Source organism: Nocardiopsis quinghaiensis (assembly GCF_008638365.1).
GTDB classification, from domain to species: domain Bacteria; phylum Actinomycetota; class Actinomycetes; order Streptosporangiales; family Streptosporangiaceae; genus Nocardiopsis; species Nocardiopsis quinghaiensis.
On record NZ_VWVU01000030.1, the window covers coordinates 46,505 to 62,512 of the forward strand.

Below are 16,008 nucleotides of genomic sequence, written 5' to 3' on the forward strand. Positions count from 1 at the left end.
GCCTCGGAGAGGCCATTGTGTGAGACCGGCTCCTCACCCACCGTGAGGATATGCACTCCGAACAGCCACATCGCCCCCTCCGCTCCTTCGACCCCCTCACCCCCGCCACTCCCACGCGGCGCCCTGACGCCCCTGCTGCCGCCGGACCGTCCCCGGCCGACGGCTCCGCCCCCGACACCCCCGCCGCTTCGGACGCCCCCTCTGTTCCCGCGCCCCGCGACCCCGGTGGTGCGGCGCCGAGCCCCGGCCCCGGGGCGCGCGGCACCCTCGTTCTGACCAACCCGACCGACATCATCGCCACCCTGCCCTACCTGGTGGGGGCGCCCCCCGATCCGGGGATCGTCATCCTCGCGATGCGGGGCAAGGGCGTGCGCTCCGCGTTCCGAGGCGACCTGGACCGGCTGGACGCGTCCGGTGATCCGCTGGAGCGCGCCGCAGTCCCCGTCGACGCGGCCGTGTCCGACGGCTGTACCGCCCTGGTGGTCGTGGCCTACGGGCCGCCCGAACGGGTCACCCCCTACGTCGACAGGCTCCTGTCCGCCGCCCGCGAGCACACCCTGACCGTCCTGGACGCCCTCCGGGTCACGGGCGGCCGGTACTGGTCCTACACCTGCGGGAGGGCCGACTGCTGTCCGGTCGAGGGAACCGTCGTCAACGTCGACAGCTCCACCATCCCGGCCGACGCGGTCCTGCACGGGCTCGTCCCCGCGCAGCCCCTCCACGCCATGGCGGACGACGCCGCACGGATACGGGCCCTCCTGGAGCCCGTGGACGGCGAGGAGCGGACCGCGATGGACGCGCTCGCCGAGGAGGTGGAGGCGCGTACCCGGCGGCTGCGGGAGCGGGGAGCGCGCGGCGTCCTGACCGACCGGGGCCTGCCCGCCGTCCTGGCGGCCGTGCGGGCCGAGCGGGCGGGGCGGGGGATCACCGACCGGGAGGAACTGGCCTGGCTGGGCGCGTACCTCGCCGAGACCCGCGTGCGCGACGAGGTGTGGGCGCGCATCACCGCCGAGGCCGCGCCCGCGCACCAGGAGCTGTGGAGCCGGGTCGCCCGCCACCTGCCCCAGCGCCAGCGGGCGGCGCCCGCCTCGCTGCTGGCGGTCGCGGCGTGGCAGCGTGGTGACGAGCCGCTGGCCGCGGCGGCGCTGGACGTCGCTCTGACCGCTGACCCCGGTTACTCCATGGCGGTGCTGATGAGCCGGGCGCTGGCCTGGGGTCTGCCGGTGGAGCGGTGGCGGGAGTTCACGCCCCGCTGGCTGCGTGAGAGGAGCGCGTACCCCGAGGAGTGAGTGGTCACCGTCGCCGTACCGGCCCGGGCGGACCGAGCCCTCCGCCCGGACCGGTGCCCGGACGCTCACGCGATGGCGGGGGCATTGGCCCCGACACCCTAGGCTGGAGGCATGCCGGAGTACATCTACACCATGAACAACGTGCGCAAGGCGCACGGCGACAAGGTCGTCCTGGACAACGTTTCGGGGTCGTTCCTGCCCGGAGCCAAGATCGGCGTCGTGGGCCCCAACGGTGCGGGTAAGTCGACGCTTCTGAAGATCATGGCCGGCATCGAGCAGCCGTCCAACGGCGAGGCGAGGCTCATGCCCGGTTTCACCGTCGGTCTGCTCGCGCAGGAACCCCTCCTCGACCCTGACAAGACCGTCCTGGAGAACGTCGAGGACGGCGTCGCCGACACCAAGGCGATGCTCAACCGCTTCAACGCGATCGCCGAGCAGATGGCGACGGACTACTCCGACGACCTGCTCGAGGAGATGGGCAAGCTCCAGGAGCAGCTCGACCACCGGGGCGCCTGGGACCTCGAGAGCCAGCTGGAGCAGGCGATGGACGCGCTGCGCTGCCCGTCCGGCGACGCCTCCGTCACCCAGCTCTCCGGTGGTGAGAAGCGCCGCGTCGCCCTGTGCAAGCTGCTGCTCGAACAGCCCGACCTGCTGCTGCTCGACGAGCCCACCAACCACCTGGACGCCGAGAGTGTGAACTGGCTGGAGCAGCATCTGGCCAAGTACCCCGGCACCGTCATCGCGATCACACACGACAGGTACTTCCTCGACCACGTCGCCACGTGGATCCTAGAGCTGGACCGGGGCCAGTTCTACCCCTACGAGGGCAACTACTCCACCTACCTGGAGACCAAGCAGACCCGTCTGAAGGTCGAGGGGCAGAAGGACGCCAAGAAGGCCAAGCGCCTCCAGGACGAGTTGGAGTGGGTCCGCTCCAACGCCAAGGCCCGCCAGACCAAGAGCAGGTCCCGCCTCCAGCGCTACGAGGAGATGGCCGCCGAGGCCGACAAGACCCGCAAGCTGGACTTCGAGGAGATCCAGATCCCGCCGGGTCCGCGCCTGGGCAACACCGTGGTCGAGGTCAAGAACCTCACCAAGGGCTTCGACGACCGCGTGCTCATCGACGGCCTCAGCTTCTCGCTGCCGCCGAACGGCATCGTCGGCGTCATCGGCCCCAACGGCGTCGGCAAGACGACGCTGTTCAAGATGATCGTCGGTGAGGAGACTCCCGACCAGGGCACCATCAACGTCGGCGACACCGTCAACATCTCCTACGTCGACCAGTACCGAAGCCGTATCGAGGACACCAAGAACGTCTGGGAGACCATCTCCGACGGCGAGACCTTCATCGAGGTCGGCAAGGTCGAGATCCCCAGCCGGGCCTACGTCGCCGCGTTCGGCTTCAAGGGCTCCGACCAGCAGAAGGCCGCCGGTGTGCTCTCCGGCGGTGAGCGCAACCGCGTGAACCTGGCGCTCACCCTCAAGCAGGGCGGCAACCTGCTGCTCCTGGACGAGCCCACCAACGACCTGGACGTGGAGACCCTCGGCTCGCTGGAGAACGCGCTGCTGGACTTCCCCGGCTGTGCCGTGATCACCTCCCACGACCGGTGGTTCCTCGACCGCGTCGCCACGCACATCCTCGCCTGGGAGGACGACGCCTCCTGGTTCTGGTTCGAGGGCAACTTCGAGTCCTACGAGAAGAACAAGATCGAGCGCCTGGGTCCCGACGCCGCGCGTCCGCACGCGGTCACCCATCGCAAGCTCACCCGCGACTAGCCGTCGCCGGCCCACCCGTCGCCCGCCATCGCCCACCGGGGCGCTTCGCGCGGCGGGTGGGCTACCACCCTCAACGGAGGCGCTTCGCGCCCAGCCGGTCCTTTCGTCGCCCGCCATCGCCCACCGGGGCGCTTCGCGCGGCGGGTGGGCTACCACCCTCAACGGAGGCGCTTCGCGCCCAGCCGGTCCTTTCGTCGCCCGCCGTCGCCCACCGGGGCGCTTCGCGCGGCGCCCAGCGCCACGGCCCGTCGCGTGTCCGCCGGCTGCACGTGTGGCCTTCCGGGGACGGCGTCCGCGGACGTCTCATCGGCGATCTGGCGGACGCTCGGCCGTGACGTTCGGGACACTCTCCCGCGGCCCCAGGAGGCGAACCGGAAACGTGGCATACCCTGGTGGCGATGACTTCCGCGCGTGATCACCAGCAGAGCGCGGGCGACGAGCCCGCGCGTATGACGTTCTACGAGGCAGTGGGCGGTGAGGAGACCTTCACCCGCCTGGTCCGCCGCTTCTACGAGGGCGTGGCGGAGGACCCCGTGCTGCGGCCCATGTACCCCGAGGAGGACCTCGGCCCCGCCGAGGAACGCCTGCGCCTGTTCCTCATCCAGTACTGGGGCGGACCGCGGACCTACAACGAGCGGCGGGGGCACCCCCGGCTGCGGATGCGGCACGTCCCCTTCCGTGTCGGCGTCACCGAGCGCGACCTGTGGCTCAAGCACATGCGTGCCGCGGTGGACTCCCTCGACCTGCACGAGGTGCTGGAGCGGCAGCTGTGGGAGTACATGGTCATGGCCGCGCACAGCATGGTGAACGTGCCGGAGGAGACCACCGTCCCGGAGGCGGTCAACCCGACGCGGATGTCGGTGTCCGCCACCGACGACGGGGACGACGGGGACGACGGCGAGGCCGTCACCATCTCCCTGAAGTGAGGACGCGGGGGCCTCGGAGCCCCGCGCGCCTCAGGCGTAGTCGGCGAGGAGGGCGCGCTCGGCGGTGTTGAGCCGCCGGGCGCTCTGCGTCGGCACGTCGAAGCCGACCAGCACCGTCTTCGCCCGCAGGTACACCTTCGTGTCGTCCAGGATCTCGTAGGCCAGGGTGAAGCTGGCGTTGCGCACCTCGGTCACCCACATTTCCACGCGCACCGGTTCCGACCGGGGCAGCAGCGGTGCCACGTAGTCGGCCTCCTGGCGGGCCACGACCGTCGCACCGAAGACCTCGTCACCATCGACGGCACCCTCGTAGCGCAGGAACGAGATCCGGGCGTCCTCCAGGTAGGTCAGCATCCGCACGTTGTTGACGTGGTGCTGCGGGTCGAGATCGGCGTAGCGGACCTGGGCGAGATGCACGTGCCGCCGGGGCGCCGCATGGGTACCGACGGCTCCGGGCTCGGTCTGTGTCACGTCCGCGATCCTCTCCGCTGTTCTCCTGGGGGTGGTCTCACACCCTCGATTGTCTCAACACTCCCCAGGAGAACAGGCCGTGCCCCCTGCCCGAGACCTGTGTCGTTGCTCTCGAAGGGGCAGGGGGCGGCCGTCAGCCCACGGAGAGCCCCAGGTAGTGGGCGAGGAAGGCCAGCTGCTCGGCGCTGAGGGCCACGCTGCGGCTCACCGACCGCGAGCTGTGGCCCACCTCGGACTCCCCGCGCAGCAGGATCGGCCGCTCCTCCAACGGGGCCGACGTGGCGTGCTGCATGTGCGCGCACAACTTGCGCGCGTGCAGCGGGTCCACGCGGGTGTCGTTGTCGAACACGGTGAACAGCGTCGCCGGGTAGCGGGTGCCCTCACGCACGTTGTGGTACGGCGAGTAGCCCAGCAGCCACCCCAGCTGCTCGGGGTCGTCGGCGGTGCCGTACTCGACGTTCCACAGCTGGCCCAGCCCGAACCTCTCGTAGCGGACCATGTCCAGCAGCGGGGCCGAGCAGACGGCGGCGGTGAACAGGTCCGGCCGCTGGGTGACCATGGCGCCCACCAGCAGGCCGCCGTTGCTGCCGCCCATGACGGACAGGTGCTCGGCGTCGGTCACCCCGGTGGCGACCAGGTGCTCGGCCGCAGCCGCGCAGTCGTCGAAGACGTTCTGCTTGTCGGCGAGCATCCCCGCCCGGTGCCACTCCTCGCCCTCCTCCAGGCCGCCGCGCAGGTTGGCGACGGCGTACACGCCGCCCGCGCGCGCCCAGGCCAGCGCCACCGCCGAGTAGGCGGGGGTGAGGGAGATCCGGAAGCCTCCGTACCCGTAAAGGATGGTCGGCCGCGGCCCCTCGGCGGGGGCCTCGGGCGAGACCACCAGCATGCGCACGGGCGTGCCGTCCCCGGAGGTGTAGGTGACCTGTTCCACCTTCACCCCGGGCAGGTCGATGTCGCCGGGGGCGTCGGCCCACAGCGACACCTCGCCCGAGAGCGCGTCGTAGCGGTACACCGAGGACGGGTGGGTGTTGTCGGTGTAGCCGAACCACGCCTCGTGGCCGCCCTCGGGGCGCTCGACGAGTCCGCCGACGGTGCCCAGGCCCGGCATGTCCAGCCCGCCCAGGCGCTCGCCGCTGCTCAGGTCGTGCCGGGCGATCTCGCTGATCGCGTGGCGGCTGAGATCCACCAGCAGCTCGGGCCGCTCCATCCCGGGGCCGTCCAGGATCGCGTACCCCTCCAGGACCGCCTCGGGGTCCTCCGGGACCAGGGTGGTCCAGTTCCCGTATCCGGGGTCGGCGGGATCGGCCACGCACAGGCGACCGCGCGGGGCCTCCCGGTCGGTGAGCAGGTACAGGCGCCCGTCCCTGCCCACCTGCGGGTACAGGGCGGCGTCCACGCCCTCCTGGACCGGTGCCAGCCGGGGCTCGTCCGGGTTCCCGTCGGACAGGTCGGCGATCCAGGCGTCGGTGGCCGCCGAGGTCCCCCGGTTGGCGAGCAGGATCAGCCAGCGCCCGTCGCGGCTCACGACGGGGGTGAAGTACTCGGTCTTGTCGCGGTCCTGTCCGAAGACCAGGGTGTCCTGGCCGGTGGGGGTGCCCAGCCGGTGCAGGTAGACCCGGCGGTGGTAGTTCTCCTCCCCCTCGGGAACCTCCTCTGGGGGCAGGCGCCGCACGTAGTAGAAGGCGGAGGAGTCCGGCAGCCACGCGATGGGGCTGTAGCGGGCCCGGTCGATGGGCCCGTCCAGCACGTCGCCGCCGTCGACGTCCACGATCCGGAGCACGGACTCCTCGTCGCCGCCCTCGGACAACTGGTAGGCGAGCAGGCGGCCGGAGTGGTCGGGCCTCCAGGCGTCCAGGGTGGTCAGGCCCTCCGGGTCGAGCGCTCCGGGGTCCACCAGGACGCGCTCGGGGCCGTCGCCGTCCTGGACGTAGAGCACGCCGTGCTCCTGTTCGGCGGTACGGCGGACGAAGAAGCGGCGGTCGCCCCGCCACACGGGTGCTCCGACGCCTCCGGCGCCCAGCAGGGAGCGCACCTGGTCGGCGAACCAGTCACGTGTCCCGAACCGTGAGGAGACCTCGGCGTACAGGGCGTCCTCCGAGGTCGCCCACTCCTTGGTCTCCGCCGACTCGGCATCCTCCAACCACCGGTAGGGGTCACCGACCGTGTGGCCGTGCAGATTCTCGATGATGTCCAGCCGTGTGGCCGGGGGGTAGCGGAGTTCACGCATGCTTCGCACCCTATCCACCGCTATCCACCCCGGTGTGTCCGGCGCGGCGGCAGGGCGGAATCGGGTCCGGCCGACGCACAATGGGACGCGGAAAAGGGAGAACACGCGGTTTCTGGGCGGCCTGGCGGAAATTGGGGTGGCGCCGGGGCGGTCCGACCACGCAAACTGAATGCGGGACGCAACTCGGCGGGACCACCGGGAGGTCCGTGTGGCAAGGCGTACGGAACCATCGATCCTCGGATCGGTGCACAGGGAGGTCTCCTGGCTGGCCGAACGGCTGGCCGGGGAAGAGACACAGCCGTCTCGGACGACGGCTGGGGCGACACGATGAGCGCTCGAGGCAGCCGGGAGGGTGGCACAGGAACCGCCCGCCGCCACGTGCTGCTGCTCAATGCCAGCTTTGAACCACTGACGACACTGCCTCTGCGCAGGGCGATTCTCCTCGTCCTCAGGGAGAAGGCGGAGGTCGTCCACCAGGATGACGCGGGCGCGATACTGCACTCGGCGACACGTGCCTACGACGTGCCGTCGGTCATCCGGCTCCGGCGCTACATCAGCGTCCCGTACAGCCGCAGAGTGCCCCTCACCAGAGTGGCGCTCATGCGTCGGGACAGACACACCTGTGGCTACTGCGGGAAGAAGGCCGAGACCATCGACCACGTCGTTCCGCGTAGCCGCGGAGGCGCACACGTGTGGGAGAACGTGGTGGCCGCGTGCAAGCCGTGCAACCACCGCAAGGCCGACAAGTTCCTGGACGAACTCGGCTGGGAACTACACGTCACCCCCAAGGTGCCCAAGGGTCCCCACTGGCGTCTGATCAACGGGGACCTGCACGGCGACCCCCAGTGGGAGCCGTACATGGCCCATCTGGTGGCGTGACTCGGCGGGACCGGAACCGGGCGTCCCACCCGGTCCCCGCCGTCCACCCCTTCGCCCTTCGGTGCGTTCACCGGAGGGCGGACGTATTCTGACGGCATGCCCAGATACGACTTCCGCTGCCGCGAGTGCGGCGACACCTTCGAGCTCTCCCGTCCGATGGCCCGCGCCGGGGACCCGGCGGCCTGCCCGCAGGGGCACGACGACACGGTCCGACTGCTGGCCACCGTGGCGGTGGGCGGCCGGGCGCCCGCTCCGGCGCCCTCCGGTGGAGGGTGCTGCGGAGGCGGCTGCTGCTCCTGAGGCCACGGGCGGCCCCGGCCGGGGCCGCCCCCACCCCTACCTCTCGATCTGGGACACGTCGCGCGCCGCGCCGGTGGAGGCCGAGGTCGCCATGGCCGCGTAGGCGCGCAGCGCCGCCGTCACCGGACGCTGGCGGTCGCGCGGCTGGAACCGGCCCAGCTCCTTGATCAGGCGCTCGCGGCGGGTGTTCAGCTCGTCCCCGGAGACCTCCAGCGCGATGCTCCGGTTCGGGATGTCGATGCTGACGACGTCTCCGTCCTCCACCAGGGCGATGTCCCCGCCCGCGGCGGCCTCGGGGGAGGCGTGGCCGATGGACAGTCCCGACGTGCCGCCGGAGAAGCGGCCGTCGGTGATGAGCGCGCAGGCCTTGCCCAGCCCGCGGCCCTTGAGGAAGCTCGTCGGGTACAGCATCTCCTGCATGCCCGGGCCGCCCTTGGGGCCCTCGTAGCGGATGACCACCACGTCACCGGGCTCGATCCTCTTGTTGAGGATGCCGTCGACGGCGTCATCCTGCGACTCGAAGACCTTGGCGGGACCGGAGAAGGTCCACAGCTCCTCCTCCACACCCGCGGTCTTGACGATCGCGCCGTCCGGGGCGAGGTTGCCGAACAGCACCGCCAGTCCGCCGTCCTTGGTGTAGGCGTGGGAGACCGAGCGGATGCAGCCCTCCTCCCGGTCGGTGTCCAGGGTGTCCCAGCGCACGCTCTGCGAGTACGCCTTGGTCGTGCGCCTGCCGCCGGGAGCGGCGTGGAACAGCTCCACGGCCTCGGGCAGGACGGTGTCGGAGGCGATGTCCCAGGAGGCGATGAACTCGCCGAGCGTCTTGCCGTGCACCGTGGGCAGCGAGGTGTCCAGCAGCCCGCCGCGGGCCAGTTCGCCCAGGATGGCGGGAATGCCGCCCGCCCGGTGCACGTCCTCGATGTGGTACTTCTCGGTGTTCGGCGCGACCTTGCACAGGCACGGCACCCGGCGGGAGACCTCGTCGATCTCGGTCAGGCCGAAGTCGACGCCCGCCTCGGTGGCGGCGGCCAGCAGGTGCAGGATCGTGTTGGTGGAGCCGCCCATGGCCACGTCCAGGGCCATGGCGTTGCCGAACGCCGAGGGCGTGGCGATGGACAGCGGCAGGACGGAGTCGTCGTCGTCCTCGTAGTAGCGCTTCGCGGCCTCCACGACCCGGCTTCCGGCGTCCTCGTACAGGGCGCGGCGGGCGGTGTGGGTGGCCAGCACGGTGCCGTTGCCGGGCAGGGCCAGGCCGATCGCCTCGGTGAGGCAGTTCATCGAGTTGGCGGTGAACATGCCCGAGCACGAGCCGCAGGTGGGACAGGCGGCCTCCTCCATCTCGTCCAGCTCGGCCTGGGAGACGCTCTCGTCGGCCGCGGCGACCATGGGGTTGATCAGGTCCAGCTTGCGGACGGTGGTGGCGGTGCCGTCGACCACCGTGACCTTGCCCGCCTCCATGGGCCCTCCGGAGACGAACACCGTGGGGATGTTCAGGCGCAGCGCGGCCAGCAGCATGCCGGGGGTGATCTTGTCGCAGTTGGACACGCACACCAGGGCGTCGGCGCAGTGCGCGTTGACCATGTACTCCAACGAGTCGGCGATCAGCTCGCGGCTGGGCAGCGAGTAGAGCATGCCGCCGTGGCCCATGGCGATGCCGTCGTCCACGGCGATGGAGTTGAACTCGCGGGGGATCCCGCCCGCCTCGCGGATCGCGTTGGCGACCACCTCGGCCACCTCCCGCAGGTGGACGTGGCCGGGCACGAACTCGGTGAAGCTGTTGGCCACGGCCACGATGGGCTTACCGAAGTCCTCGCGCTCCACACCGGTGGCGCGCATGAGGGCGCGTGCGCCTGCCATGTTCCTGCCGTGGGTGACGGTGCGCGAGCGTAGGGCTGGCATGGGGCGGACTCCCATCGTTACGGGTGTTTCCCCTCGATGGTAGTCCTTTGGCACACCGGTGTGGTCTCGGAGTGGAAGACGGGGCATCCGGATCGTGAGACGCCTTCGATGGTCCGCGGCGGTCCGGGACCGGGATCGTGGCCGAGGCCGCGCGGTCCCACGGAGCACGCCGGCGCGCGGAGCGCCCCGGTATGGGGAGCGTCCGGTACGCGGAAGGCCCGGGTGCCACGGCGCTGTGGTCGTTCCCGGGCCCGGAGCGCGTAGGAAGGGGGGTCAGTGTCGGGGGAGCAGGACCTTCTGCGCGGCCTGGTAGATCTCCTGGATCTCGGTGTCGGTCAGGCGGTCGCGGCCGCTACGCAGCCACTTGCGGACCTTGGTCCCGGTGATGATGTCCACACCCCGCAGCCGATGGCTGTCCCAGGGCATGCCGGGGCCGTAGATGGCCAGTGACGCGCGCACCCTGATCTCGCGTCCCAGTTCCTTGCTGAGCAGTTCCTCCGCCCGTTTGGCCTCCTCCAGTGCCTCGTCGATCCGCTCGTTCTTGCTGAACCGCCCGTGGTAGAGCTTCTCCAGCTTGTTGCGCAGCGGCAGGCGCTTGTCCCACGACTCGGAGTCGATCGCGAACGCGCCGCGCCGACCCACGACGAAGTGGTCGATCTGACCGTTGCCGCCGGGCACGACACGGGCGTGCAGGACCCGGTAACCGAGCTGCTTCATCACCTTGAGCTGGGCCTCGGTCTTGCGTTGGGCCGCTGAGGGCTTGCGCCACCGGGGAATCTCCGACTCGCGCCGTGAGGAGTACACCATGAGCCCGATCAGGGTGATGATCCCGAAGGTCACACCGACCCGCCACTCGGACGTGAGCACGCCGGTCACGACGGAGACCACGACCGAACTGCCACCGCGTAGGAGCCACCGGCGGGCGTTCTGGCTGTCTCGGAGCGCGCCGTAGACCGCTTTGCCGCCCGAGATCTCCTTGTCGTTGTTCTTGTTGGGGAAAAAGAGGTTTTCGGGCCTTTTCTGATCCGAACCCTCGGACGATGGGGTAGGGCCGTTTACTCTGGTTGCCGATTCCACGTCGGACACGTTAGTTCGATCCATATCCGAGTCCTAGTGCATGACTTCTCACACTTTTCTTCCCCTGTTTCCCGGCTCACATACGTGTTCGGTCCGCCAGGACAGGGAATGCTTACTCTTTGGTCAGCTTCTCTAGAGAGGGACCTCCCGTCTTCGTGGTGCCCGGTGGCGTTCCCGCTAACCTGGATCGGTATGACCCAGATCCATGACCTTCCGGCCCACCGCCTCCTGGCGATGGTCCGCAGTCGTGAACTGTCCCCTACTGAGATCACTGAGCACTGTCTGAGCCGGATCGAACGGTATGACCACCGTTATGGTGCGTACGTTACGGTCACTCCAGAAAAAGCACTCGAACAGGCCCGTTATGCGGAGAAACGCGTGATGGGTGACACGCCCGACGCACTGCCGCCCCTCGTCGGGCTCCCCGTGCCGATCAAGGACCTCGAACCCGTCGCCGGGATCCGGCTCACCCACGGGTCACCGGTCTTCCGCGACGCCGTGGCGCCGACCGACTCCGACATGGTCGCCCGGCTGCGCGAGGCGGGCGCGGTCCTGCCCGGAAAGACCAACACCCCCGAGTTCGGATCGAGCTGCTACACCGAGAACGGCGTCGCCCCTCCCTCGCGCAACCCCTGGAACACCGACCTGTCCCCGGGCGGCTCCAGCGGAGGAGCCGCGGCGGCCGTCGCCGCCGGGCTCGCCCCCGTCGCCCACGGCAGCGACGGCGGGGGCTCCATCCGCATCCCCGCCAGCGTGTGCGGGCTCTTCGGCCTCAAGCCCACCCGTGGCCGGATCTCCGGTGCGCCCCTCAAACCCGACCTCGTCGGACTGTCCACCTCCGGGCCCCTCACCCGCGACGTCCGCGACGCCGCCCTCCTCCTGGACGCCATGGCCCTCTCCCGGCCGGGCGACTACTTCACCGCCCCGCCCCTGCCGCCCGGTGAGAGCTTCACCGACCACGTGGACCGCGAGCCCGGCCGCCTGCGCATCGGGTGCTACGCCACCACCGGCTCCGCCGGCATCCCCGTCCACCCCGACGTCCTGGCCGCCCATGAGGAGGCCGTCCGCCTGCTGGACGGCCTCGGCCATGAGGTGGAGGAGATCCCCGAACCCGGGGACGCCCACTTCGGCGGCGCCTTCATGGCGGACTTCCAGGTCCTCTGGGCCGCGATGGCCTCCGCCACCCCCGTCGACCCCTCCCGGGAGACCGAGCTCGCCCCTCTCAACCGGTGGCTGCGCGAACGCGCCCGAGCCACCCCCGTCCCCGAGTACATCGCAGCCTGCGCCCGCCTCCAGCGCGGCGTGCGCTCCATGCTCACCGCGACCGGGCCCTTCGACGCCGTGCTCTCGCCCACGCTGGCCGCGCCCCCGGTCCCGGTCGGCCACTTCACCGGCGGCGGCCCGGAGGAGGAGTTCCGGCGGATGACCGGGTTCACGCCGTTCACCTCGGTCTACAACGTCTCGGGTCAGCCCTCGGTCAGCGTTCCCCTGCACTGGTCACCCGGGGGACTGCCCGTCGGCGCCATGCTCACCGGACGGATGGGCGGAGAGGGCGCCCTGCTGTCGCTGTCCGCGCAGTTGGAACGCGCCCGCCCGTGGGCCCACAGGGTGCCGCCCGGCTGGAACGGCTGACCCGGGTGCCTCGGGTGCCTCGGGGCGCGGGTCTGGCACGAACAGGCTCAGCAGCGCCGCCGCCAGCACCAGCGCCGTGGCGCCCAGCACGCCGCCCGCGATCCCCATGAGGTCGACCAGCGCACCGGTCAGCGGACCGGCCACCGCGCCCGCGGTGCCCATCGCCGTGGCCATCCACCCGAACGCCTCGGCCCGCCGCCGGGCGGGGGCCAGGTCACCCAGGCGGCCCATCACCGCGGCCAGGGTCGGTGCCAGCGCCATCCCGGACACGAAGAGCAGGGGAGTGATCAGCAGCGGCGTCGGCAGGTGGGTGACCGGCGGCACGAACGGCACCAGGACGGCCACACCCAGCGCCGACCCGAAGCAACGCCGCACCAGGTGGGGGCGGCCGCGCAGCCCGCCCGCGATCGCGCCGCCCACCAGCGACCCCAGCGCCCACACCGACGCCAGCCCCATCACGTAGTGCGGCGCGTTGAGCTCGTTGGCCCACGCCACGATGACCAGGTCCATCCCCATGACCCCGCCGACCATCAGCAGGCACATGAGGAACAGCATCACCAGAGCCGGGCGGCGCAGCAGACTCCGGCGAGGAACCGCGTCCGCGCCCTCGGGACCGTCGTCCCCGTCGATCGGCGCGGGGCCGGCCGCGCCGGCCCGGCGCAGCGCCCGGGCGAAACCGAACGCGCCCAGCAGCGCCAGCACCGAGAGCACCAGCAGCGCCCAGCGGGCCCCGGCGAAGGCCACCACACCGGCGGTCAGGATGGGGGAGAAGACGAACAGCAGTTCCTGGGTGGTGGCCTCGGCCGCGTAGATCGCCTGCCGCTCCGGGCCGTGTGTCAGCCGCGGCCACAGCGCGCGCACGACCTGGTTCGCGGGGGTGCCGAACAGTCCGGTGCCCAGTGCCAGCGGTACGGAGAGCCACCACAGCGACCCGGGGAGGAGGGCCAGTCCCAGCAGCCCCACGCTGAACACCACGCCGCACACCAGCACCAGCCGGTCGGTGCCGCCCCGGTCGGCCATCCGGCCCCGCAGCGGTCCCACCAGGGCGATGCCCAAGGTGAAGGCGCCCGTGACCAGCCCGGCCAGGGTGTAGGAGCCGGTCCACTCCTCGACCAGGAAGGTGACCGCGATCATCAGACCCGGGATGTAGAAGCGCGCGGTCAGGGACCAGGCCAGCAGGGAGAGGACGTGGGGAACGGCGAACAGCCGCCGGTAGTTCGCGAGCACAGTCCGATTATGCAGTCGTCCAGGACATCCGGCGATCGGATTGACGAACCGTACGGACTGTTCGCCCGTACGTCTCCGACAGTCCGGCGGTGCCGTGTCCAGGGCCCTTATCGGCCGGTGCCTCGGGCACGTTCTGGCCCCACGCCGGTACGGCTTCCGGTGTACGGAGCCCCTGGTAGGGCATGATCGGATTCTGTGAGGGACGTTCAGCTGGCACGGGTGGCCGAGCGGCACGGAGTCGCGACGGCCTACGAGGACTGGCGGGGACGGCGGGTCCCGGTCAGCCCCGACACCATCCGCCATGTCCTGGCGGCGCTGGGGGTGGACCCCGCCACGCCGGACACCCCGGACAGAGGTCCCCTGCCCCCGGCGGTGGTCCTCCGGGAGGGCAAGGCTCCCGACCTCGTACTGCCCGGAGGGGCCCGCAGCGTCGTGGAGACCTCCGACGGATCCCTGCTGCCCTTCGATCCCGGCCTGCCGCTGGGCGTGCACACCCTGCGTGTCACCGACGGCGGTGCCGAACACGACGCACCCCTGCTCGTGGTCCCCGACCGCGTCGAGCCCAGCGCGCTCCGGGACAACCCGCGCCTGTGGGGGGTCATGGCGCAGATCTACAGCGTGCGCTCCCGCGCCTCCTGGGGCACCGGTGACCTGCGCGACCTCGCCGAGCTCGCCGACTGGAGCTCGCGCGACCTGGGCGCCGACTTCGCCCTGATCAACCCGGTGCACGCCACCGAGCCGCTGCCTCCCGTGGAACCCTCGCCCTACCTGCCGGTCAGCCGCCGCTACGCCAGCCCCCTCTACATCCGCATCGAGGACGTACCCGAGTACGCCCGGCTCGACCCCGCCCAGCGCGAGGGCATCCAGCGTCTGGCCCGGCCGCTGCGCGAACGCGGCCGTACGGCCGACCTGCTCGACCGCGACTCGGTGTGGAAGGCCAAGCGCTCCGCCCTGGAGGTGCTCTTCGAGGTGCCCCGCGCACCCGGCCGGGAGGCCTCCCTGCGCGCCTACCTTGAGCACGAGGGCCGGTCCCTGGTCGAGTTCGCCACCTGGGCGGCCCTGGCCGAGGAGTACGGCACCGACTACCGTGCCTGGCCCGGCCACCTGCGCGACGTCCGCGCCCCGGGGGTCGGCGAGGAGGCCCGGCGCCGGTGGCCGACGGTGGAGTTCCACCGCTGGCTCCAGTGGGTCCTCGACGAGCAGCTCGCCCAGGCGCAGACCACCGCCGAGAACGGGGGGATGGGCGTCGGTATCGTGCACGACCTGGCGATCGGCGTGCAGGCGGGCGGCGCGGACGCGTGGATGTACGGCGGCGCGCTCGTACCCGGTCTGCACGCGGGCGCGCCCCCGGACGAGTTCAACCAGCAGGGCCAGGACTGGGGCCAGCCGCCCTGGCACCCCCGGCGGTTGGCCGAACTCGGCTACGGCCCGTTCCGCCAGATCCTCGCCCAGGCGCTGCGCCACGCGGGCGGCGTCCGGATCGACCACGTCATGGGCATGTTCCGCCTGTGGTGCGTACCCGAGGGGGCCTCCGCGGCCGAGGGCACCTACGTCAGGTTCGACCACGAGGGGATGGTGGGTACACTCGCCCTGGCCGCCCACCGCGCGGACGCCGTCGTGGTCGGGGAGGACCTGGGCACGGTGGAGCCGTGGGTGCGCGAGCACCTCGCCGACCGCGGGGTCCTGGGCACGTCCGTGCTGTGGTTCGAACAGGACGCCGCCGGAGAGCCGCGCGCTCCCGGCCAGTGGCGCACCGACTGCCTGGCCACGGTCGCCACCCACGACCTGCCGCCGGTGGCGTCGTTCCTGTCCACCGAGCACGTGGAGCTGCGCGATCGACTGGGGCTGCTCGACCGTCCGGTGGAGGATGAGCGCGCCGACGCCGAGGCCCGGGTGGAGCGATGGCGGGAGCTGCTGGTGGAGCTGGGCCTGCTCGACGAGGGCGTCGACCCGGTGGCGGACCCCGCCGCCGTGGTGGCGGCCATGCACGCCTACCTGGTGGCCACCCCCGCCCGCATGGTCGGGGTGGCGCTCACCGACGTGGTGGGGGACCGGCGGATGCAGAACCAGCCGGGCACCTGCGACGAGTACCCGAACTGGCGCATCCCGCTCACCAACGGAGAGGGGGAGCCGGTGCTCGTGGACGAGTTGCTCGCCGACCCCCGCATGGTGGCGCGCATCCGGCGCACCCTCGGCCCGGTCGGCGGAGGACGGGGACGCACCCTGTGACCTCCCCTCCCGTCCGGAGGCGGGAGGGGAGGCCGGAGGAGGCACCGGCCGGAAGGACGCGGCCGCCCCGCCGCGG

General features: G+C 71.5%; 11 protein-coding genes and 1 pseudogene. 7 read left to right on the top strand and 5 right to left on the bottom strand.

The genetic code is table 11. The annotated features are described in order from the left end of the window. Positions 1 to 50: 50 nt before the first annotated feature. From FYX01_RS22815 to FYX01_RS22825, 3 genes are all read left to right on the top strand, one after another. Positions 51 to 1,289, top strand: coding sequence for a DUF4192 domain-containing protein (locus FYX01_RS22815; protein ID WP_150244765.1), 1,239 nt, complete (start codon positions 51 to 53; stop codon positions 1,287 to 1,289). 111 nt (positions 1,290 to 1,400) lie between these two features. Continuing rightward, positions 1,401 to 3,065: an energy-dependent translational throttle protein EttA gene (ettA, locus tag FYX01_RS22820; protein WP_150244768.1), complete on the top strand. Its 1,665-nt coding sequence runs from the start codon at positions 1,401 to 1,403 to the stop codon at positions 3,063 to 3,065. 398 nt (positions 3,066 to 3,463) lie between these two features. Next, positions 3,464 to 3,991 carry a globin gene (locus tag FYX01_RS22825; protein WP_223830604.1) on the top strand — a complete coding sequence of 176 codons (528 nt, stop codon included), beginning with the start codon at positions 3,464 to 3,466 and terminating at the stop codon, positions 3,989 to 3,991. 30 nt (positions 3,992 to 4,021) lie between these two features. Here FYX01_RS22825 and FYX01_RS22830 read toward each other — a convergent pair whose 3' ends face one another. Then, positions 4,022 to 4,462: an acyl-CoA thioesterase gene (locus tag FYX01_RS22830; RefSeq protein ID WP_150244771.1), complete on the bottom strand. Its 441-nt coding sequence runs from the start codon at positions 4,460 to 4,462 to the stop codon at positions 4,022 to 4,024. Between the two features lie 133 nt (positions 4,463 to 4,595). Beyond that, complete coding sequence (locus FYX01_RS22835; protein WP_150244774.1) at positions 4,596 to 6,689, bottom strand: prolyl oligopeptidase family serine peptidase; 2,094 nt, start codon at positions 6,687 to 6,689, stop codon at positions 4,596 to 4,598. Between the two features lie 378 nt (positions 6,690 to 7,067). On the opposite strand from FYX01_RS22835, the gene FYX01_RS22840 reads away from it, so the two are divergent. Both FYX01_RS22840 and FYX01_RS22845 read left to right on the top strand, forming a co-directional pair. Continuing rightward, positions 7,068 to 7,568, top strand: a complete 501-nt coding sequence (locus FYX01_RS22840) for an HNH endonuclease (protein ID WP_077691475.1) — start codon at positions 7,068 to 7,070, stop codon at positions 7,566 to 7,568. A gap of 96 nt (positions 7,569 to 7,664) precedes the next feature. Then, positions 7,665 to 7,868, top strand: a complete 204-nt coding sequence (locus FYX01_RS22845) for an FmdB family zinc ribbon protein (RefSeq protein ID WP_150244777.1) — start codon at positions 7,665 to 7,667, stop codon at positions 7,866 to 7,868. Between the two features lie 36 nt (positions 7,869 to 7,904). On the opposite strand, the gene ilvD is transcribed toward FYX01_RS22845, so the two are convergent. Continuing rightward, positions 7,905 to 9,767 (bottom strand): dihydroxy-acid dehydratase, encoded by a 1,863-nt coding sequence (gene ilvD, locus FYX01_RS22850; RefSeq protein WP_150244780.1) that lies wholly within the window; start codon positions 9,765 to 9,767, stop codon positions 7,905 to 7,907. Between the two features lie 273 nt (positions 9,768 to 10,040). Then, positions 10,041 to 10,868 carry a nuclease-related domain-containing protein gene (locus tag FYX01_RS22855; RefSeq protein ID WP_150244783.1) on the bottom strand — a complete coding sequence of 276 codons (828 nt, stop codon included), beginning with the start codon at positions 10,866 to 10,868 and terminating at the stop codon, positions 10,041 to 10,043. A 210-nt stretch (positions 10,869 to 11,078) separates the two neighbouring features. Between FYX01_RS22855 and FYX01_RS22860 the strand changes: the two are divergent. Beyond that, positions 11,079 to 12,347: pseudogene (locus tag FYX01_RS22860) on the top strand (amidase); the annotation flags it as partial. On the opposite strand, the gene FYX01_RS22865 reads toward FYX01_RS22860, so the two are convergent. Next, the gene (locus tag FYX01_RS22865) at positions 12,342 to 13,703 is read right to left on the bottom strand and encodes an MFS transporter (protein WP_150244786.1); all 1,362 of its coding nucleotides are present in this window, start codon (positions 13,701 to 13,703) and stop codon (positions 12,342 to 12,344) included. The pseudogene FYX01_RS22860 and the gene FYX01_RS22865 overlap by 6 nt on opposite strands. Before the next feature lie 195 nt (positions 13,704 to 13,898). Here FYX01_RS22865 and malQ point away from each other — a divergent pair, with 195 nt between their 5' ends. Beyond that, entirely contained in the window at positions 13,899 to 15,932 is a 2,034-nt protein-coding gene (gene malQ / locus FYX01_RS22870; protein WP_150244789.1) for a 4-alpha-glucanotransferase, read from the top strand. Positions 15,933 to 16,008: the final 76 nt, after the last annotated feature.

Excerpts from the sequence above, each read along its gene's own strand:
- FYX01_RS22825 (WP_223830604.1), top strand. The coding sequence starts at position 3,464 with ATGACTTCCGCGCGTGATCACCAGCAGAGCGCGGGCGACGAGCCCGCG.
- ilvD (WP_150244780.1), bottom strand. The coding sequence starts at position 9,767 with ATGCCAGCCCTACGCTCGCGCACCGTCACCCACGGCAGGAACATGGCA.
- FYX01_RS22815 (WP_150244765.1), top strand. The coding sequence starts at position 51 with ATGCACTCCGAACAGCCACATCGCCCCCTCCGCTCCTTCGACCCCCTC.
- FYX01_RS22855 (WP_150244783.1), bottom strand. The coding sequence starts at position 10,868 with ATGGATCGAACTAACGTGTCCGACGTGGAATCGGCAACCAGAGTAAAC.
- FYX01_RS22835 (WP_150244774.1), bottom strand. The coding sequence starts at position 6,689 with ATGCGTGAACTCCGCTACCCCCCGGCCACACGGCTGGACATCATCGAG.
- FYX01_RS22845 (WP_150244777.1), top strand. The coding sequence starts at position 7,665 with ATGCCCAGATACGACTTCCGCTGCCGCGAGTGCGGCGACACCTTCGAG.
- ettA (WP_150244768.1), top strand. The coding sequence starts at position 1,401 with ATGCCGGAGTACATCTACACCATGAACAACGTGCGCAAGGCGCACGGC.